Annotated in this window: 19 protein-coding genes; 10 read left to right on the top strand and 9 right to left on the bottom strand. The window is 54.1% G+C overall.

Annotated features, from left to right (window positions below):
• The first annotated feature begins 18 nt into the window (after window positions 1–18).
• From rnk to uspG, 3 genes are all read left to right on the top strand, one after another.
• Window positions 19–429, top strand: coding sequence for a nucleoside diphosphate kinase regulator (gene rnk, locus ACJ9N4_RS13610; protein WP_182274089.1), 411 nt, complete (start codon window positions 19–21; stop codon window positions 427–429).
• A 139-nt stretch (window positions 430–568) separates the two neighbouring features.
• A complete protein-coding gene (yldA, locus tag ACJ9N4_RS13605) occupies window positions 569–658 on the top strand; it encodes a small membrane protein YldA (protein WP_275943685.1) in 90 nt (29 codons plus the stop codon).
• 129 nt (window positions 659–787) lie between these two features.
• The gene (gene uspG, locus ACJ9N4_RS13600; RefSeq protein ID WP_182274088.1) at window positions 788–1,216 is read left to right on the top strand and encodes a universal stress protein UspG; all 429 of its coding nucleotides are present in this window, start codon (window positions 788–790) and stop codon (window positions 1,214–1,216) included.
• 59 nt (window positions 1,217–1,275) lie between these two features.
• Here the strand turns inward: uspG and ahpF are convergent, their stop codons facing one another.
• Together ahpF and ahpC are read right to left on the bottom strand one after the other, a co-directional pair.
• Entirely contained in the window at window positions 1,276–2,841 is a 1,566-nt protein-coding gene (gene ahpF / locus ACJ9N4_RS13595) for an alkyl hydroperoxide reductase subunit F (protein WP_411500558.1), read from the bottom strand.
• 247 nt (window positions 2,842–3,088) lie between these two features.
• Complete coding sequence (gene ahpC / locus ACJ9N4_RS13590) at window positions 3,089–3,652, bottom strand: alkyl hydroperoxide reductase subunit C (RefSeq protein WP_182919577.1); 564 nt, start codon at window positions 3,650–3,652, stop codon at window positions 3,089–3,091.
• 669 nt (window positions 3,653–4,321) lie between these two features.
• On the opposite strand from ahpC, the gene citR reads away from it, so the two are divergent.
• The 3 genes from citR (at window position 4,322) to ACJ9N4_RS13575 (ending at window position 7,228) form a co-directional block, all read left to right on the top strand.
• Window positions 4,322–5,221 carry a DNA-binding transcriptional repressor CitR gene (gene citR, locus ACJ9N4_RS13585; RefSeq protein ID WP_411500557.1) on the top strand — a complete coding sequence of 300 codons (900 nt, stop codon included), beginning with the start codon at window positions 4,322–4,324 and terminating at the stop codon, window positions 5,219–5,221.
• Between the two features lie 172 nt (window positions 5,222–5,393).
• Window positions 5,394–6,617, top strand: a complete 1,224-nt coding sequence (locus ACJ9N4_RS13580) for a phosphoadenosine phosphosulfate reductase (RefSeq protein ID WP_182274638.1) — start codon at window positions 5,394–5,396, stop codon at window positions 6,615–6,617.
• Window positions 6,602–7,228: an IbrB-like domain-containing protein gene (locus tag ACJ9N4_RS13575; protein ID WP_182274084.1), complete on the top strand. Its 627-nt coding sequence runs from the start codon at window positions 6,602–6,604 to the stop codon at window positions 7,226–7,228. Before ACJ9N4_RS13580 ends, ACJ9N4_RS13575 begins: the two co-directional genes overlap by 16 nt.
• Here ACJ9N4_RS13575 and ACJ9N4_RS13570 read toward each other — a convergent pair whose 3' ends face one another.
• Window positions 7,229–8,389: a pyridoxal phosphate-dependent aminotransferase gene (locus ACJ9N4_RS13570; RefSeq protein WP_182274083.1), complete on the bottom strand. Its 1,161-nt coding sequence runs from the start codon at window positions 8,387–8,389 to the stop codon at window positions 7,229–7,231.
• 124 nt (window positions 8,390–8,513) lie between these two features.
• Between ACJ9N4_RS13570 and ACJ9N4_RS13565 the strand changes: the two genes are divergently transcribed.
• The 3 genes from ACJ9N4_RS13565 to ACJ9N4_RS13555 are packed head-to-tail and all read left to right on the top strand — an operon-like array spanning window position 8,514 to window position 10,353.
• Window positions 8,514–9,128, top strand: coding sequence for a methylthioribulose 1-phosphate dehydratase (locus tag ACJ9N4_RS13565; protein WP_182919575.1), 615 nt, complete (start codon window positions 8,514–8,516; stop codon window positions 9,126–9,128).
• Window positions 9,125–9,814, top strand: a complete 690-nt coding sequence (gene mtnC, locus ACJ9N4_RS13560) for an acireductone synthase (RefSeq protein ID WP_182274081.1) — start codon at window positions 9,125–9,127, stop codon at window positions 9,812–9,814. The genes ACJ9N4_RS13565 and mtnC overlap by 4 nt, the downstream gene beginning before the upstream one ends.
• The gene (locus ACJ9N4_RS13555; protein WP_411500556.1) at window positions 9,811–10,353 is read left to right on the top strand and encodes a 1,2-dihydroxy-3-keto-5-methylthiopentene dioxygenase; all 543 of its coding nucleotides are present in this window, start codon (window positions 9,811–9,813) and stop codon (window positions 10,351–10,353) included. The genes mtnC and ACJ9N4_RS13555 overlap by 4 nt, the downstream gene beginning before the upstream one ends.
• A gap of 43 nt (window positions 10,354–10,396) precedes the next feature.
• On the opposite strand, the gene ACJ9N4_RS13550 is transcribed toward ACJ9N4_RS13555, so the two are convergent.
• Together ACJ9N4_RS13550 and mtnA are read right to left on the bottom strand one after the other, a co-directional pair.
• Window positions 10,397–10,867 (bottom strand): SRPBCC family protein, encoded by a 471-nt coding sequence (locus ACJ9N4_RS13550; RefSeq protein ID WP_182274079.1) that lies wholly within the window; start codon window positions 10,865–10,867, stop codon window positions 10,397–10,399.
• A gap of 45 nt (window positions 10,868–10,912) precedes the next feature.
• Window positions 10,913–11,929: an S-methyl-5-thioribose-1-phosphate isomerase gene (gene mtnA, locus ACJ9N4_RS13545; protein ID WP_182274078.1), complete on the bottom strand. Its 1,017-nt coding sequence runs from the start codon at window positions 11,927–11,929 to the stop codon at window positions 10,913–10,915.
• Between the two features lie 105 nt (window positions 11,930–12,034).
• Between mtnA and mtnK the strand changes: the two genes are divergently transcribed.
• Window positions 12,035–13,234 carry an S-methyl-5-thioribose kinase gene (mtnK, locus tag ACJ9N4_RS13540; protein ID WP_182274077.1) on the top strand — a complete coding sequence of 400 codons (1,200 nt, stop codon included), beginning with the start codon at window positions 12,035–12,037 and terminating at the stop codon, window positions 13,232–13,234.
• 52 nt (window positions 13,235–13,286) lie between these two features.
• Here mtnK and ACJ9N4_RS13535 read toward each other — a convergent pair whose 3' ends face one another.
• The 4 genes from ACJ9N4_RS13535 to ACJ9N4_RS13520 are packed head-to-tail and all read right to left on the bottom strand — an operon-like array spanning window position 13,287 to window position 18,114.
• Window positions 13,287–14,528, bottom strand: a complete 1,242-nt coding sequence (locus ACJ9N4_RS13535) for an LVIVD repeat-containing protein (RefSeq protein WP_411500555.1) — start codon at window positions 14,526–14,528, stop codon at window positions 13,287–13,289.
• The gene (locus ACJ9N4_RS13530; RefSeq protein WP_182274075.1) at window positions 14,525–15,589 is read right to left on the bottom strand and encodes a sugar ABC transporter substrate-binding protein; all 1,065 of its coding nucleotides are present in this window, start codon (window positions 15,587–15,589) and stop codon (window positions 14,525–14,527) included. The genes ACJ9N4_RS13535 and ACJ9N4_RS13530 overlap by 4 nt, the downstream gene beginning before the upstream one ends.
• Before the next feature lie 30 nt (window positions 15,590–15,619).
• Entirely contained in the window at window positions 15,620–16,615 is a 996-nt protein-coding gene (locus ACJ9N4_RS13525; protein ID WP_182919572.1) for an ABC transporter permease, read from the bottom strand.
• Window positions 16,612–18,114, bottom strand: a complete 1,503-nt coding sequence (locus ACJ9N4_RS13520) for a sugar ABC transporter ATP-binding protein (protein ID WP_182919571.1) — start codon at window positions 18,112–18,114, stop codon at window positions 16,612–16,614. The genes ACJ9N4_RS13525 and ACJ9N4_RS13520 overlap by 4 nt, the downstream gene beginning before the upstream one ends.
• Between the last annotated feature and the right edge of the window lie 102 nt (window positions 18,115–18,216).

The following is an 18,216-nucleotide window of genomic DNA, read 5'->3' as shown; positions in this document are numbered from 1 at the left end:
AACGACATGGAGTAATAAATGTCCAGACCCACAATTATCATTAATGAACTCGACGCAGAACGTATCGACAGGCTTCTGGAAAAAGCAGAATTCGCTTCTCTCCCGGTGGCCAACGCGCTGAATGAAGAACTCGACCGGGCGCAAATGTGTACGCCTGAGTCCATGCCGCATGACGTGGTGACCATGAACAGCCAGGTGAAATTCCGTAACCTGGCCACCGGCGAAGAGCTGACCCGAACGCTGGTCTACCCGGCTCAGATGACCGACAGCAGCACGCAGCTTTCCGTTCTGGCACCGGTGGGTGCAGCATTGCTTGGGCTGCACACCGGCGATACCATTCACTGGGAATTACCCGGCGGGGCCTCAACCCATCTGGAAGTGCTGGAACTGCTCTACCAGCCAGAAGCCGCAGGCGATTACCTCCGTTAATCCCGGCTGAACACGCGCCAACCCGCATTGTACAGAGGATGCTTCTGCATCCTCTTTCCGGTAATTCACCCAATTTTCCTATACCGTACAAAATCCGCTTAATCCACGCTTAACCTGTTTTGGTGCCGTGGGGACGGTCATGAGTGATGCAATGGTTATCACACTGTTTTTCATCATTTTTATGGCGATTATCGTCATGGCTGTGCTTTATCTTGAGCATCACTGGTAATTCATTTTCTCTTCCTGCCTCGCAAAAACAAAAAATGTCATCGTATGAAAAAGTGCCAGACAGATATCAGAAACCAATATCATTTTGTGCTTGAATGGTTTTAGCGTTTATAAACAAGGAGAAACGGGTATGTATCAGAGAATCATTATGCCGGTTGATGTTTTCGAAATGGAGCTGAGCGACAAGGCCGTACGCCACGCCGAGTTCCTTGCACAGCAGGACGGTGTTATTCATCTTTTGCACGTGTTACCGGGTTCCGCCAGCCTGAACCTGCACCGTTTTGCCGCCGATGTGCGTCGCTTTGAAGAGCATCTGCAACACGAAGCTGAAACACGTCTGCAAACAATGGCAGGACACTTCACCATCGATCCCTCTCGCATTAAAACGCACGTCAGGTTCGGCAGCGTGCGTGATGCCGTTAATGAACTGGCTAATGAGCTGAAGGCCGATGTGGTTGTTATTGGTTCACGTAACCCTTCCATTACCACTCACCTGCTTGGCTCCAACGCCTCCAGCGTGATCCGTCATACGCACATTCCGGTGATGGTGGTCAGATAAAAAAAGAGGCCACTTTCGGTGGCCTCTTGCTATTGCAGGTATAGCCTTACTTTCTTTTATTATGCTGTTTTGGTGCGGATCAGATAGTCAAAGGCACTCAGCGACGCTTTCGCCCCCTCACCTGTCGCGATAATAATCTGTTTGTACGGTACGGTTGTGCAGTCACCCGCCGCAAATATGCCCTTCACACTGGTTTCGCATTTCGCGTCAATGATGATTTCGCCCATCCGGTTGCGTTCGACAGCACCTTCCAGCCAGGTGGTATTTGGCAGCAGACCAATCTGAACGAAAATACCCGACAGCGCCACGCTATGCACATCACCGCTCACCCGATCGCGATACGCCAGGCCGGTCACTTTGCTGCCGTCGCCTTTCACTTCCGTCGTCTGCGCATTCAGTACGATGTCGACGTTTTTCAGGCTGCGGACTTTATCCTGCAGCACCTGGTCCGCTTTCATCTCTGGCGCAAACTCCAGCAGGGTGACGTGTTCAACAATCCCCGCCAGGTCGATAGCCGCTTCTACACCGGAGTTACCGCCGCCGATCACCGCCACGCGCTTACCTTTAAACAGCGGACCGTCGCAGTGCGGGCAGTAGGTTACGCCTTTCGTGCGATACTGATCTTCGCCCGGCACGTTCATGTTGCGCCATTTCGCGCCGGTGGCAATGATGATGCTGCGGGCTTTCAGCACTGCACCGGACGCGGTTTCAATCTGGTGCAAACCGCCTTCAACCGCTGCCGGAACCAGTTTACTGGCGCTCTGGCTGTCTATCACATCCACTTCATAGTCGCTGACGTGCGCTTTCAGTGCGCCGGCCAGTTTCTGACCTTCCGTTTTCGGCACGGAGATATAGTTTTCGATGTCCACGGTATCCAGCACCTGACCACCAAAACGTTCCCCCATCAGACCAGTACGAATACCTTTACGTGCGGAGTACACCGCCGCCGCCGCCCCTGCCGGACCGGAACCGACAATCAGCACGTCGTAAGCATCACGCTTATTCAGCTCTTCTGCCGCACGTTTTTCTGCACCGGTATCTACTTTGGCCACGATCTCGGTCAGCGTCATACGGCCCTGGCCGAACGCGTTACCGTTCATATACACCGCCGGAACACCCATCACGTTGCGGTCGGTAATTTCATTCTGGAACGTACCACCATCAATCGCCGTGTGTTTAATGCGAGGGTTCAGGACTGACATCAGGTTCAGCGCCTGCACCACATCCGGGCAGTTGTGGCAGGAGAGCGAGTAATAGGTTTCAAACTCAAAATCACCGTCGATATCGCGTATCTGCTCCAGCAGCGCCTGCGCCTCTTTTGACGGATGACCACCGGTCCACAGCAGCGCCAGCACCAGCGAGGTAAACTCGTGGCCCAGCGGAGAACCGGCAAAACGCGGCCCCTGGTCAGAACCCGGATTGGTGATCAGGAACGACGGCTTACGCACCGCCAGACTGTTGTCTTCTTTGAAGGTGACTTTGTCAGACAGTTCAGCGATTTCAGCCAACAGTTCCTTGATCTCTGCCGATTTCGCGCTGTCGTCCAGCGTGGCAATCAGCTCAACAGGTTTGGTCAGTTTCTCAAGGTAGGCCCTGAGCTGGGTTTTCATGTTGGTGTCGAGCATTGTTATCTCCTGGGCTTAAAACATCATCATGCAAGCGGCCTCACGCGGCTGCCTGAATGCGCTTGCATCATGGACGCTAGTAAGAAATTCGGGTGCTAATGCACCCGTTTTTAAAGGGGATTATTTCCTGAGTATTTCGTGTCACAACAAAGCGGCGAGTGGGCGAGTCCCCGGGAGCTTACATCAGTAAGTGACCGGGGTGAGCACGCGACGCCAACGCGGCTGTGGCGCGAAAGACGACGGAAATTTAGATTTTACCGACCAGGTCCAGGGATGGTGCTAAGGTCGCTTCGCCTTCTTTCCATTTCGCCGGGCATACTTCGCCAGGGTGAGAAGCCACATACTGAGCCGCTTTCACTTTACGCAGCAGGTCAGACGCATCACGGCCGATACCTTCAGCGGTCACTTCGATAGCCTGGATAATGCCCTGCGGGTCAACAACGAAGGTGGCACGATCGGCCAGACCTTCATCTTCACGCATATTGTCGAAGTTACGGGTCAGAGCACCCGTCGGGTCACCGATCATCGCGTATTTGATTTTAGCGATGGTTTCAGAGCTGCCGTGCCATGCTTTGTGGGTGAAGTGGGTATCGGTAGACACAGAGTAAACGTCCACACCCAGCTTCTGCAGTTCTTCGTAGTGATCTGCTACGTCGCCCAGTTCGGTCGGGCAAACGAAGGTGAAGTCAGCCGGATAGAAGAAGAACACGCTCCAGCGGCCTTCGGTATCTTTCTCGGTGACTTCCACGAATTCACCGTTTTTGAACGCCTGGTTTTTGAAAGGTTTAATTTTGGTGTTAATCAAAGACATCTGTACTTCCTCCGTGTTTTCGTTGAGATGTAAGGTAACGAACTTTCCCTGAGTGGGCTAATGCGTTTGCTTTATCAAATCAATCAGCCATACCTAACAACCCGGGTGGGAAGATAGGGTGAAAGGAGTTTCAGGAAAGCCAAACGTAAAAAGGCCGCCTCAATGGGCGGCCCTGATACCTGAACTCCCCGTAGGTACATTCAGTGCCAGCCAAAGCTGGCATTGCGTTGCGCTCTACTTACCCGGTACTCAGGCCGTAATAGCGCGTTGATTACAACACCCGTACACACTCAGGGCAATCCATCTCCCCCGCGTTCCTGCCTATGATTGTGATAGGTAAGGCCGAATACCCGGTTGCGTGACATTATATTATTCATCAAATGAATAATGAGAGACATTTCCAGTACAATTCTAATTAAATTAAAAAGTAAATAAACAACCGAAAAACAACCTCAATATCATTATTTAAAACCAGACACTCTTTTAAAGATAAATTTATCTTAACTTCTTTTTCAGAACTATTTTATTTATCTGCCGGCATGATACATTAAGTATGTTTTAAACTATTATTAAGCAGGCTAATCACAAGGATTGTAAATGATTCGCTTCAATCTATAGTTAATACAAATGTGACAACAACACGACAACGAATCAATATCAGGAAGAAACATGGCTAACCTATATGATCTTAAAAAGTTTGACCTCAATCTTTTAGTCATTTTTGAGTGTATTTATCAACATCTTAGCATTAGTAAGGCTGCTGAAACGCTCTACATTACCCCTTCAGCTGTGAGCCAGTCTCTGCAACGTTTGCGCAATCAACTCAATGACCCACTTTTTATTCGTTCAGGTAAGGGGATCACGCCAACAACCGTCGGCGTAAACCTGCATCATCATCTTGAACAGAACCTTAACCAGCTTGAGCAGACAATCAGCATCATGCACCACAGCGGGATGAAGAAGACTTTTGTGATTTATTGCCCACAATTTTTGACACCAGAAGTCCTTCTTCCTCCCATAAAGCTGCTTATGGAAAAACATAACAATGAGATTGAACTGCGGGATGTTTTGGTTTCACAGGACTCAGCGGAAGACCTCCTGGCCTATCGTAAGGCGGATTTGGTCTTTTCGTTTTACCCTCTGAACAACCGCTCAATCTCCTGCAACGTGTTCCATAAGCTGCAAATGAACCTCGTCTGCCGCCAGGATCACCCGCGAATCGGTACGGCCGCAACGCGGGAGGAGCTGTTAAACGAGAAATTCACGGCCTACATCAGCGATGAACAGGGTGCCAAAACATACCGGGACGACATTGAACGTTTATTGCCCGAAAGAAATATCGGCTATCGGAGTGATTCTTATCTTTCTATATTATCCGTACTCAGTGTCACAAACCTGATCGGTATTGTTCCCGCTACGGCGTTCAAACAATATGGTGAAGCCTTAGGCCTGAAGATGATTGAGTCAGACATTTCCATTCCGTCAATTGATATTTATATTATGTACAATCGCTCGGCACTTAACAGCACGGTATTTTCTAATTTCATTGAAGACATAAATATGTTGTGACCTCTTACCCGGTCACTTAGCTGTGGTGGCCGGGTATCCAATATATCACTCCAACTTATCGTTCCAGACTCTTTCACACATCCTCTAACCCATTGAAAAAATAAATGATATTATCCACCTCTGTTAATAGACAGCGTTGGCCCAGCGTACATAACTCAGGAAGAGGATGAAAATGTCATTATATAAACTCTCGCTTAACCAGAATGTCCTCAATGCGACGCAGGAACGAATGACCTGGACTCTCGAAAATTTTGCCAGAGTGTGTATTTCATTTTCTGGAGGAAAGGACTCGACTGTTATGCTTTACCTTGCCTGTGAATGCGCTCGCCGGATGCGGCGAAAAATTGACGTCCTGTTCATTGACTGGGAAGCACAATTTACCTCTACCATCCAGCATATTGAAAATATGCGAACCCACTTTCACGATGTAATAGATAATTTCTGGTGGGTGGCTCTTCCCCTGACAACACAAAACTCCCTGTCTCAGTTTCAGCCGGAATGGCAGTGCTGGGAAGCGGGTACAAACTGGGTCCGGCAGCCACCGTCCGATGCCATTACCGATCCTGGCTATTTCGATTTCTACCAGCAGGGGATGACGTTTGAAGCCTTTGTCCGTGCATTTTCCGAATGGTTCTCTCAAAACCGCCCTGCCGCCGTTATGATCGGTATCCGTGCTGATGAATCCTACAACCGCTTCCTGGCCATCGCTAACGCGCGCAAGCTGCGCTTTGCCGATGATAAACCCTGGACCACGGTGGCACCCGGCGGGCACGCCTGGTATGTCTACCCGATCTATGACTGGAAAACCGCGGATATCTGGACATGGTTTGCAAAAACCGGTTCGAGCTATAACACATTGTACGACCTGATGTATCAGGCGGGGGTTCCCCTGCGCTACATGCGCATTTGTGAACCTTTTGGCCCCGAGCAACGCCAGGGGCTATGGCTCTATCATGTTGTCGAACCCGAGCGGTGGGCGGCCATGTGCGAACGCGTCAGCGGTGTCAGGAGCGGAGGTATCTATGCCGGTCACGACAATCATTTCTATGGCCACCGCAAAATTCTCAAACCGGCCCACCTTAGCTGGCAGGAATACGCCCTTTTGCTGCTCGACAGCATGCCACAACACACATCAGAACATTACCGCAACAAAATTGCCGTGTATTTGCACTGGTACCGCAAAAAAGGCATGCCCGATATTCCCGAAACGCAGGAAGGGGATATTGGCTCAAAGGATATTCCCTCGTGGCGGCGCATCTGCAAGGTACTTCTGAATAATGACTACTGGTGCCGGGCATTGTCTTTTAGCCCCAATAAACCAAAGCACTATCAGCGATACAGCGACCGGATAAAATCAAAACGTATGGAATGGGGGATCTTATGCAACAACGATTAATCAACGAAATGAATAGCTATCTACAGTCTCTTCCGGAAGAGCAGCGCATTGACGCGCTCAATACCTTTCGCAAGGCGCTACATGAAAATAGCCCTTTTCGCGATCAGCCCGTTGACTGTGTTTTGTGGATTAAACAGGAAGATATCACCGCCAATGATTACAATCCCAACAACGTTGCGCCCCCGGAAAAACGGCTGCTCAGCCAGTCGCTGGAGCTGGACGGTTTCACGCAGCCTATCGTGGTGACAGAAGATCAACCGCAGCATTATGAAATTGTCGATGGTTTTCATCGTCATGAAATTGGCAAAAAGAAAACAACGCTTAAAAAGCAGCTTAAAGGGTATCTTCCGGTAACCTGTCTGCGTAAAGAACGACAGGAGAGGATTGACCGGATGGCTGCGACCATTCGCCACAACCGTGCGCGCGGTCGCCACCAGATAAACGCCATGTCTGACATTGTGCGTGAGCTGGCGCTGTTGGGCTGGAGCGATGAGAAAATCGGGAAAGAGCTTGGTATGGACTGCGACGAAGTCCTGCGCCTGAAGCAGATCAACGGCCTGCTGGAACTGTTTGCAGACCGTCGCTACTCAGAAGCCTGGACGGTGAAATAATCAGAGCGTATTCAGACGCTCTGCCGCCGCGAGAAGCGTCGACTCCTGTTTCGCAAAACAGAGACGGATCAGTTTATGCGGGAAGGGGTCGGCGCTGAAAACCGACAGCGGAATAGCCGCCACGCCCACCTCTTTAGTCAGCCACTGACAGAAGCTCACATCATCCAGATCCGAAATGGCGCTGTAGTCCGCCAGCAGGAAATACGTCCCTTCACAGGGCAAAATCTCCAGGCGACTTTGGTTGAGCGCATTCACAAACCGATCCCGGCGCGTGCGGTAAAACCCGGACAAGTCACGATAATGCGCTGGCTCAGCGCGCAGCATATCGGCCAGCGCCAGCTGAGCAGGCGTGTTCACAGCAAACGTCAGGTACTGGTGCACTTTACGCAGTTCTGCGCTAATTGCGGCCGGAGCCACGCAGTACCCCACTTTCCAGCCAGTCATGTGGTAGGTTTTACCAAAGGACGAAACGGCAATGGCGCGCTCCCGCAGCTGCGGATGTGCCAGCACACTGGCATGCCCTTCAGAGGCAAAGCAGATGTGCTCATACACTTCATCGCTCAGCACAAAGATTTCACGTTCAGCAATGGCCTGCCATAACGCGGTGAAATCCGCTTTTTGCCATACCGTCGCGGACGGGTTGTGCGGCGTATTAAGGATCACCAGACGGGTTTTCTCACTCAGTAATGCGGCAAAAGCCTGCCAGTCCGGGCGGAAATGCGGCGGCTGCAGCGCCACGCGTTTCACCACGCCGCCGGACAGCGCAACGGCGGGCGCATAGCTGTCGTAACATGGTTCAAAGCAGATCACTTCGTCACCCTGACGCACCAGGGCCGTAATGGCTGCATACAGTGCTTCGGTCGCCCCTGCGGTCACCGTGATGTCGCTGTTCGCGTCTGGCTTATAGCCATACAGCTCCGCGGTTTTATCAGCAATGGCGTCGCGCAGCACCTGTGCCCCCGTCATTGGTGCATACTGGTTTGCGCCCTGTGCAACGTGGTATGCCAGGCGCTCCTGCAAGTATTTCGGGCCGTCAAAATCCGGGAACCCCTGTGAGAGGTTAATGGCGTTATGCTGCTGTGCCAGCGCACTCATTTGCGTAAAGATGGTCGTCCCCAGCTTGGGAAGCTTACTCTGCGGAATCAATGCGTTATTGCTCATTGTGTCGTGCCTGCCTGTAATACTTATGTTGCTGCCACTATAACACGATGTTAGTCTTTGGCAATCAAGACGCTTAGACGTCTATATGCTATAAATATTCCTGACCGAAAGGGGTAAAAGGAACATGACAGACAACCTGCAACTCACACACCTGGTTGACGCCTGCCGCTGGATTGGCGCAAAAGGCTGGGCTCCGGCAACCGGCGGCAACATGTCAGTACGCCAGGACGAACACCTGTGCTGGCTCAGCGAATCCGGCAAAGACAAAGGCAGCCTCACAACCGGAGATTTTCTGCAGGTGGAGATCGCCACCAACCGCGCGCCGTCTGGCCGTAAGCCGTCGGCAGAAACCGGGCTACATACGCTGATCTACCGTCTGTTCCCGGAGGCCAACACCGTTCTGCACGTCCACACCGTTAACGCCACGGTACTCTCCAGGCTGGTCAAAGAAACAGAGCTAAAAATTAGCGGTTTTGAAATGCAAAAATCCCTCACCGGGCAAACCACCCATCTGGATACGGTTGCCATCCCGGTGTTTGATAACGACCAGGATATTGACGCCCTCGCCTCTCGAATCGCTCATTACGCACAGGAACGCCCACTTAATTATGGTTTTCTTCTGCGCGGTCATGGCTTAACCTGCTGGGGACGTGACGTGGCAGAAGCCCGCCGTCATCTGGAAGGATTAGAATTCTTATTTGAATGTGAAATGCGTTTACGACAACTGGAGAGAGTATGATTCGCGCGATTGTGACGGATATTGAAGGGACGACCAGCGATATCCGTTTTGTCCATGATGTTTTGTTCCCTTATGCGCGTGAGCGACTGGCGGCCTTCGTGACCGCCCAGCAATACGCCGAACCGGTCAAATCGATTCTGGACAACCTGCGTGATGAAATCAGCAATCCGCATGCCAGCGCCAGCGAGCTTACCGACGCGCTGTTTGCCTTTATGGATGAAGACCGTAAATCGACCGCACTGAAGGCCCTGCAGGGGATCATCTGGCATGACGGCTACGTCAACGGCGACTTTACCGGCCATCTCTATCCGGATGTGCTCCCTGCGCTGGAAAAATGGAAGGCACAAGGCATTGATCTCTATGTTTATTCCTCTGGCTCCGTCGCGGCGCAGAAACTGTTATTTGGCTACAGTGACGAAGGTGATATTACTCATCTGTTCAGCGGTTACTTTGATACCCACATTGGTGCCAAGCGCGACGTCCAGTCTTACCAGACTATTGCAACGCAAACAGGGATCCCCCCGTCGCAGATCCTGTTCCTGTCTGATATTCATCAGGAGCTGGACGCCGCTGAGCAGGCAGGTTTTCGCACCCTGCAGCTGATTCGCGGTGATGATGACGGCGCAAGTCATCATCATCAGGTACACCAGTTTGACGAGATTAATCCGGAGCAGATCCCTTCATGAGCGCATTAACCATTTATTCCGATAAAGACGCCAGCAAGCACCAGTGGCACAGCACCAATGCCGCAGAGATCGCCCAACAGCTCAACGCCAAAGGTGTGCGTTTTGAACGCTGGGCCGCGGATCGTGATTTAGGCCGCGATCCTGCGCCCGAAACGGTGATCAATGCCTATCAGCATGCGATCGACAAACTGGTGGCGGAAAAAGGTTACCAGAGCTGGGACGTGATCATCCTGCGGGCCGATAACCCGCAGAAAGAAGCATTGCGCGCGAAGTTCCTGAGCGAGCACACCCACGGCGAAGACGAAGTGCGCTTCTTCGTTGAAGGCGCAGGCTTGTTCTGCCTGCACATCGGCGATGAGGTGTATCAGGTGCTGTGCGAGAAAAACGACCTGATCTCGGTGCCTGCAGGCACGCCGCACTGGTTTGATATGGGTTCAGAGCCGAACTTTACCGCCATTCGTATTTTCGATAACCCCGAGGGCTGGATTGCGCAGTTTACCGGGGATGATATTGCGGATGGGTATCCGAAACTCGCATGACGCTTTAGCGCCCTCTCCCAGTGGGAGAGGGCGTCCAGAAGCACTACCGTTTCAGCCCCTTCACATACGCCACCAGCTGATCCAGCACAATCCCCCACCCTTCGTGGAAGCCCATTTGTTCATGCTGTTCACGAATTTCTGCCGATGGATGGCGCGCAATCGCCGTATAGCGGGTTTTGCCTTCACCCGCATCTTCGAGCAGCAGGATTGCCGTCATAAACGGTTTCTCCGCCGGTTTCCAGTCTTCGGTGTAACCGTCGGTAAAGACCAGTTTCCTGCCTGGGTCAATTTCGAGGAAAACGCCCTTGTTGTCCATCCGCTGACCATCCACCTCAAACACGGTGTTGAACCGCCCACCCACACGCAGGTCGAGGTCACATTCGGTCACCTTATGGGGAACAGGAATAAAGAAGTTTTTGATGTGCTCTGGCGTCGTCCAGCAGAGCCACAGCAGGTCGCGTGGTGCATCCACCACGCGTTCCAGTTTTAAGTCAGTACTGGGATCAAGAGTCACGTTTGGCTCCTCTTTTTTAGGGAAACCCTTAAAGGATAGCCGGACTCAGGCAAATTTCCCTTTCGCAACCTCTTCTGGCGTAACGACGCCCGTATCCAGCACCCAGGCGCTGATGAGCGACGCAGGCGTAACGTCAAATGCCGGGTTATACACCGGCGCGTTTTCCGGTGCCCACTGCACCGAACCGAAGCTCCCGGCCACGCCCGTCACTTCACTGGCCGCACGCTGTTCAATGGGGATCGCCTCACCGTTCGGGCAATCCGGGTCAAGCGTGGTATGCGGAGCAGCCACGTAGAACGGGATACCGTGGAATTTCGCCAGCACCGCCAGCGAATAGGTACCGATTTTGTTCGCCACGTCGCCGTTGGCGGCAATGCGGTCAGCGCCCACCCACACGGCGTCCACCAGCCCTTTTGCCATCAGGCTGGCGGCCATCGAATCGGTAATCAGCTGATATGGCACGCCCAGTTCACCCAGTTCCCAGGCGGTCAGTCTGCCCCCCTGCAGCAATGGACGGGTTTCATCTACCCAGACGTTGTTGACGTTGCCTTGCTGATGCGCGCGGGCAATCACTCCCAGCGCCGTCCCCACACCTGCCGTTGCCAGCCCGCCAGTATTACAGTGGGTCAGCAACTGACTGCCGGGTTTCACCAGTGTGCTACCGGCTTTCGCGATGGCATCGCAAAGCTGCCTGTCTTCGTCGATCAGGTGCAGTGCTTCAGCCACCAGGGCAGGAACGAAATCTTCTCGCCACAGCGCTTGCTTCATGCGGTCAAGGTTGTTCATCAGATTCACCGCCGTCGGACGCGCAGCGCGCAGCGTCTCCAGCGCCGCCGCCAGCGCGTCGCGGTTGTTGCCCTTTTCCGCCAACAGGGCCAGAAGCACGCTTGCAGAAAGACCAATCAGTGGCGCACCACGCACACGCAGGGCATGAATATGGCCGACCAGCGCCGCTGTCGTGGAGGCATCCAGCCAGCGTTTCTCCTGCGGAAGTGCCTGTTGATCAAGAATAAATAGCTGATTATCCACCACCCGCAGGCTGGTCGTCTGTAATGTCTGCATGTCGTTAATTCCCTGTTGCGTTGTTGTAGCACATTGTGTCAGGATGAAGTCCAGATGTATAGACGTCTAAATGTCTTTATCAGCAAAACCAATGAGGAACCGGCAATGTCGCAATATCACACCTTTACCGCCCAGGACGCCGTGGAGTATGCCAGGCAGTTTGGCGGCCTCGATAACCCATCATCGCTGGTAGAGGCGCAGGAAGTGGGCGACGGTAACCTCAATCTGGTGTTCAAAATTTTCGATAATGACGGTGTAAGCCGCATCATCGTCAAGCAGGCACTGCCCTATGTGCGCTGCGTGGGTGAATCCTGGCCGCTGACGCTGGATCGCGCCCGTCTGGAAGCGCAAACCCTGGTCGAGCACTATCAGCACTGCCCGCAGCACACCGTTAAAATTCACCACTATGACCCGGCACTGGCGGTAATGGTGATGGAAGATCTTTCCAGCCATCGCATCTGGCGCGGGGAGTTGATCAACAACAACGACTACCCGCAGGCTGCACGCCAGCTGGGTGAATATCTCGCCCAGACGCTGTTCCACACCAGCGACTTTTATCTGCATCCGCACGAGAAAAAAGCGCAGGTCGCGAAATTCATTAACCCGGAGATGTGCGAGATCACCGAAGATCTGTTCTTCAACGATCCGTACCAGCTCCACGAGCGCAACAATTACCCGGCCGGGCTGGAAAATGACGTCGCCACCCTGCGCGATGACGCCCAGCTGAAAATTGCCGTGGCGTCCCTGAAGCACCGCTTCTTCTCCCAGGCTGAAGCGTTGCTGCACGGGGACATTCACAGCGGCTCAATTTTCGTGGCGGATGGCAGTCTGAAAGCTATCGACGCCGAGTTCGGTTACTTCGGCCCGATCGGTTTTGACGTGGGCACCGCCATCGGTAACCTGCTGCTGAACTTCTGCGGCCTGCCGGGGCATCTGGGCATTCGCGATGCCGCGGCCGCCCGCGAACAGCGTCTGACCGATATTCAGGTACTGTGGAATACTTTCGCGGAACGCTTCCTGGCGCTGGCAAACGAGAAAACCCGTGATGCCGCGCTTAGCGCACCGGGATATGCCTCTGAATATCTGAAAAAGGTGTGGAAGGACGCGATTGGTTTCTGCGGTACCGAACTGATCCGCCGCAGCGTGGGGCTTTCCCACGTGGCGGATATCGACACCATTCAGGACGATGCCATGCGCCACGAATGCCTGCGCCACGCCATTACGCTTGGCAAAGCACTGATTGTGATTGCCGGACGCATCGACAGCGTGGAAGAACTGGTGGCGCGGGTGCGTCAGTACAGCTGATTTTCTCCCTCTCCCTGTGGGAGAGGGTTCGGGTGAGGGCATCTGACCGCTCTCATCCCAAATACTCAATCACCGACAACCCGCCGTTATAATCCGTGCTGTAGATAATCCCCTGTGCATCCACAAATACATCACACGACTGGATCACCTGCGGGCGATTCGGACGCGTATCCATCATCCTCTCCGGCGCTGCCGGTACCAGCGCACCGGTTTCAACGGGACGATACGGGTTCGAAATATCGTACGCGCGCACGCCTGCATTCTGATATGTCGCGAAAATCAGCGTTGAGCTGACAAAGCTTCCGGGTCGATTCTCGTGAAGATTATGCGGGCCAAAATGCGCGCCTTTTGCCACGTAGTCGATTTCCTCCGGCTGCGGGAAAGTAGAGATACTGACCGGGTTGGACGGCTCACGAATATCAAACAGCCAGATCAGCTTCTCGCCATCTTCCTGGTTATCGAGTACCGCTTCATCCAGCACCACCAGCAGGTCGCGGTCCGGTAACGGCAGCGAGGTATGCGTGCCGCCACCAAACGGCGGGCTCCAGTTGCGATGACTAATCAGCTTCGGCCGGGTTCTGTCTTTTACGTCCAGCAATGTTAGCCCACCATCGCGCCAGCTCCCATAGGCGGTATCACCGGCGATAATCGCGTGGTGCAGCGCATAGCGTTTACCTTCCGGCCAGTCCGGCTGTTCACCTTCGGCCTGGTGCATCCCCGGCAGCCACCAGCGCCCCGCCACTTCAGGTTTACGCGGATCGGCCAGATCGATGGTCAGGAAAATGTAATCAGTAAATCCGTCGATCAGCGCTGAAACGTACGCCCAGCGCCCACCGACGTACCAGATGCGGTGAATGCCAATGCCGTTAAGCGACAGAAAACCAATTTCACGCGGCTTATCCGGCGTGGAGATATCAAATACGCGCAGCCCGGCGCTCCAGCCCTGGTCCAGGACATCGCTAACGGTTTCCCCCACCTGACGGGTGTAGTAAACCTTCTCATCCGCGAAACGGGCATCGGCAAACAGATCCCGGGCGTTAATCACCAGCAGCAGGTCGTCGTGCGCCTGAAGATGCACATTCCAGGTGCCAGGCGGCGCAGGCACATAACCTGCGGCTTTGGGATTTTTCGGGTCGCGCACGTCCACAATCGAAAAGCCTTGCGACACCATATGACCGATGTACGCAAAACCGCGATGTACCATCAGCTGTACGCCATCCGGTCGACCACCCTGGTCACTATGGCCAATCAGCCGCATATTGCGGCTGTATTCGGGTACTGGAAGCACGCTCATTTATTTTTCGCTTCCAGCGTCGCAAACCACGGCGCGATAAAATCTTCGGTCTGACCCCAGCCCGGAATGATTTTACCCAGCGACGCCACGTTCACCGCGCCTGGCTGCGCGGTCAGCAGCGCCTGAGGAATAGCAGCCGCTTTAAAATCGTAGGTCGCAGGCGTGGTTTCACCGGCAATCTTGTTGGCAATCAGACGCACGTTGGTGGCACCAATCAGCTTCGGATCCACCGCCACACTCACTTTCCACGGGCTACCGGATTCACGCATCAGCTGCAGATCCTGGTTGGAAATGTCGATACTGTAGAGTTTGATTTCGGTACGGCCGTTCTCTTTCAGGGCTTTGTAAGCGCCCTGGCTGAAGGCATCCCAGGTTCCCCAGATGGCGTCGATTTTGCCTTTCGGGTATTTCGCCAGAATCGCCCCCACTTTGTTGGCAGTATCGCCCTGCACGTCAGAAGACACCGCACCGATAGATTCCAGCTCTTTGATGCCCGGGTATTGCTTTTGCAGTGCTTTATACGCCGTCAGGCGACGTTCCATCGGCGGGAAGCCTGCTACCCACAGCTTCACGATATTGGCTTTGCCGTTGAAATCTTTCGCTAACTGGCCGAAGGAGAGGTTGGTCAGGGACGCGTCGTCCTGCCGGGTGACCGTCACACCCGGGATTTCGCCGTTGACGGCAGTATCAAACACCGAGACTTTGATGCCCGCATCCACCGCTTTTTTCACCAGCGCGGTCGCATACGGATCACGCCCCTGAGAGAGAATAATCCCGTCATATTTCTGGCTGATCGCCTGGTTGACGAAGTCCTGGAATTTGGCGTCATCACCGTTACTTAAAAAGGTGCTGACTTTAAAGCCGAGCTTCTTCCCTTCCTGAACCGCCCCGGCAACAAACTGCGTGGTGTTGTCATCAGAGCCAAGATTACGGATCACCGCAATGCGGATCGGGCCTTCGTGGTTTGCAATCGCGGCCGGAACCGCCGCAGATGTCGCCGCGAAACCCGGCAGAGAAGTCAGTAACCCTAATGCCACCAATGAGAGTGCGATTTTTTTCATTCTGTTATCCCGTTGTGTTGTTATAAATCGTTAACGTTTTTGTATGTAGGTAATCGCCAGCGCCACGGCGAGCACCAGCCCTTTTATAATGTCCATTGCGTAGTACGGCACCGAAAGCATCACCAGACCGTTCGACAGCACGCCAAGAATGACCGCTCCCACCAGCGTCCCGAGCGCGTTCGGTTTACCTGACCCGGCCAGTGAGAAACCAATCCACGCTGCCGCCACCGCATCCATCAGATAACCGCCACCGGCATTCACCTGCGACGAGCCAATGCGCGAGGCCAGCAAAATGCCGCCCAACCCTGCCAGCAGAGAGGCAATCACGTAGGCCGCCACTTTGTAGCGCGTGGTGCGAATACCGGAGAGGCGTGCCGCCTCCGGGTTGCCGCCAATGGCATACATACGGCGGCCGTGGGTGGTCAGCGACAGAGCGAGCTGTGCCAGCACTGTCACCACCAGCATGATAACCACGATGGTCGGTACCTGCCCCAGCAGGCTGAACGTCGCCGGAATGGTTCCTTCGGCCATATCGCCGCCCGGCAGCACCATGTTCTCGGTAATCGAACCACCATAGCTGTAGGTCATCGCCACACCCTGAATCACAAACAGGCTGGCCAGCGTGGCCAGCATGTCCGGAATACGCAGGATGACGATCAGAAACGCATTGAACAGCCCTACCAGCGTACAGAGCGCAAGGGTGATCAGAATCGATTCGGTGGTGCCGAAGCCGTGCCAGACGAACAGCGAAATCACCAATGCGTTAGCCAGCGATGCGGTTGATCCCACAGAGAGATCAAACCCACCGATGGTCAGCGAAACCGACACGCCAATGGCGATCACCGTTACAATGGCAATCGAGCGCAGAATATTGATGATGTTGTTCGGATCGAGGAAGTTGTCCGATGCCAGGCCAAAGACGGCCACCAGCGCGACGACGGTCAGCAACATGCCCCACTTATAGAGAAAATCAAAAATTTGCTGACGGCCAGATGCCGCCGCCGTTACTGAAAGGGCTTTGCTCACGACGCCGTTCCTCCGGTTGAATAGTAAAGTAGTGTCTCTTCACGGGCCTCAGCCCCGGCAATTTCCGCCACGATGCGTCCATCCCACAGCACACAAATGCGGTCGCACAGCCCCACCAGTTCAGCGAATTCACCGGAGGCGTAAATCACCCCTTTGCCCTCGCGTGCCAGGCCGTCGATAAGCCTGAACAGATCGGTTTTGGCTTTCACATCCACGCCTTTCGTCGGCTCGTCAAACATTAAAACGCTGGCATCGTTACGCAGCCATTTTCCGATAGCGACCTTCTGCTGGTTGCCACCGGAAAGACGCCGCAGTACCTGCCCCGGCCCTCGCGCCCGTATCCCTACGCGGGCAATGACCTCTTCCGCCCAGCGCCACGCCTGGCGATGACCGAACAGACTCCAGCGCGAGAAGCTGTTATCCGCCGTCACCGCCAGATTCACGCTCACCGGCTCATCAATAAAGATGCCCTCTTTACGCCGTTCTTCAGGCACCAGCGCCAGACCGCGCAGCACCGAGTCTGCCGGGTCGCGCGGCTGCCAGGGCTGATGGTTCAGTTCACCGCGCGCCACGCGGCTTTTCGTGGCACCAAACAGCGCTTTACAGAGTTCGGTTTTACCCGCCCCCGCCAGCCCGGCAATGCCGAGGATCTCCCCTTTACGCAGATGCAGAGAGATATCCTTCAGCAACGCGTCGTCGTGTAGCCCTTCCACCCGCAGCAATGTCTCTTCGCTGTGAGGCGGACGCGCAGGCGGATAGATATCGCTCAGCACGTGGCCGAGCATCTTCTCGACAATGTCTTCACCGCTGAGATCCGCCATCGGGCCGGACTCAATCAGCCTGCCGTCGCGCAGTACCGTCAGGGTGTCGCAGATGGCTTTCAGCTCATGAATACGGTGGGAGATAAACACCACGCCAATGCCCTGCTGTTGCAGGCGTCTTACCACGGCAAACAGGCGTTCGCTCTCGTGGCTATCCAGCGGCGCAGTAGGCTCATCCAGAATTAAAAAACGGCAGTGGTGCGACAGCGCCCGCGCCAGCAAAATCTGCTGCTTTTCAGCCAGCGTGCAGCTGTCGATAGCGCGGCGAACATCAAGGGAAACATCCAGCTGAGCCAGCGCCTGTCTCGCCTGCTGGCGGATAGCGCGCCAGTTATAGCGGTGTCCCGGCTGTGCCAGCTGGTCGAGCATGATATTTTCGGCAATGCTCAACCCCGGGATCAGCGCGACGTCCACTTCCTGCTGTACCAGGTGGACCCCCAGCCGTTTTGCATCGAGAGGCTCACGGATCGTCACCGGCTGGTTGTTAATGCAGATCTCTCCTTCATAATGATCGTGAGTCCCGCACAACACCGCCATCAGCGTCGATTTCCCCGCACCGTTTGCTCCGGTCAGCGCATGCACGGAACCGCCGGTTAACGTGAAGTCCACGCGCGACAACGCCTGAAAACCGGAAAAGGCCAGGCTGATACCGCGCATCTCAAGGCGACTGGAAACCATCCGCGTAAAATCCTTCATTAATATTTTGATTTATTGAATTTTTCACAGCTCCGGTTGACTGACAACGACGGAAAAGGCATAAGATAAAGCCAAATATTATTA

Source organism: Enterobacter sp. LM3, assembly GCF_046622475.1.
GTDB classification, from domain to species: Bacteria; Pseudomonadota; Gammaproteobacteria; order Enterobacterales; family Enterobacteriaceae; genus Enterobacter; species Enterobacter cloacae_P.
Note: the sequence above shows the minus strand (reverse complement) of the source record. Positions and strands in the feature narration are given on the sequence as shown.

What these genes read in the sequence shown, in the direction of transcription:
- ACJ9N4_RS13530 (WP_182274075.1), bottom strand. Translation starts at nt 15,589, where the DNA reads ATGAAAAAAATCGCACTCTCATTGGTGGCATTAGGGTTACTGACTTCT.
- citR (WP_411500557.1), top strand. Translation starts at nt 4,322, where the DNA reads ATGGCTAACCTATATGATCTTAAAAAGTTTGACCTCAATCTTTTAGTC.
- rnk (WP_182274089.1), top strand. Translation starts at nt 19, where the DNA reads ATGTCCAGACCCACAATTATCATTAATGAACTCGACGCAGAACGTATC.
- mtnK (WP_182274077.1), top strand. Translation starts at nt 12,035, where the DNA reads ATGTCGCAATATCACACCTTTACCGCCCAGGACGCCGTGGAGTATGCC.
- uspG (WP_182274088.1), top strand. Translation starts at nt 788, where the DNA reads ATGTATCAGAGAATCATTATGCCGGTTGATGTTTTCGAAATGGAGCTG.
- ahpC (WP_182919577.1), bottom strand. Translation starts at nt 3,652, where the DNA reads ATGTCTTTGATTAACACCAAAATTAAACCTTTCAAAAACCAGGCGTTC.
- ACJ9N4_RS13520 (WP_182919571.1), bottom strand. Translation starts at nt 18,114, where the DNA reads ATGGTTTCCAGTCGCCTTGAGATGCGCGGTATCAGCCTGGCCTTTTCC.
- ACJ9N4_RS13555 (WP_411500556.1), top strand. Translation starts at nt 9,811, where the DNA reads ATGAGCGCATTAACCATTTATTCCGATAAAGACGCCAGCAAGCACCAG.
- ACJ9N4_RS13580 (WP_182274638.1), top strand. Translation starts at nt 5,394, where the DNA reads ATGTCATTATATAAACTCTCGCTTAACCAGAATGTCCTCAATGCGACG.
- ACJ9N4_RS13570 (WP_182274083.1), bottom strand. Translation starts at nt 8,389, where the DNA reads ATGAGCAATAACGCATTGATTCCGCAGAGTAAGCTTCCCAAGCTGGGG.
- ACJ9N4_RS13565 (WP_182919575.1), top strand. Translation starts at nt 8,514, where the DNA reads ATGACAGACAACCTGCAACTCACACACCTGGTTGACGCCTGCCGCTGG.
- yldA (WP_275943685.1), top strand. Translation starts at nt 569, where the DNA reads ATGAGTGATGCAATGGTTATCACACTGTTTTTCATCATTTTTATGGCG.
- mtnC (WP_182274081.1), top strand. Translation starts at nt 9,125, where the DNA reads ATGATTCGCGCGATTGTGACGGATATTGAAGGGACGACCAGCGATATC.
- ahpF (WP_411500558.1), bottom strand. Translation starts at nt 2,841, where the DNA reads ATGCTCGACACCAACATGAAAACCCAGCTCAGGGCCTACCTTGAGAAA.
- ACJ9N4_RS13575 (WP_182274084.1), top strand. Translation starts at nt 6,602, where the DNA reads ATGCAACAACGATTAATCAACGAAATGAATAGCTATCTACAGTCTCTT.
- mtnA (WP_182274078.1), bottom strand. Translation starts at nt 11,929, where the DNA reads ATGCAGACATTACAGACGACCAGCCTGCGGGTGGTGGATAATCAGCTA.
- ACJ9N4_RS13535 (WP_411500555.1), bottom strand. Translation starts at nt 14,528, where the DNA reads ATGAGCGTGCTTCCAGTACCCGAATACAGCCGCAATATGCGGCTGATT.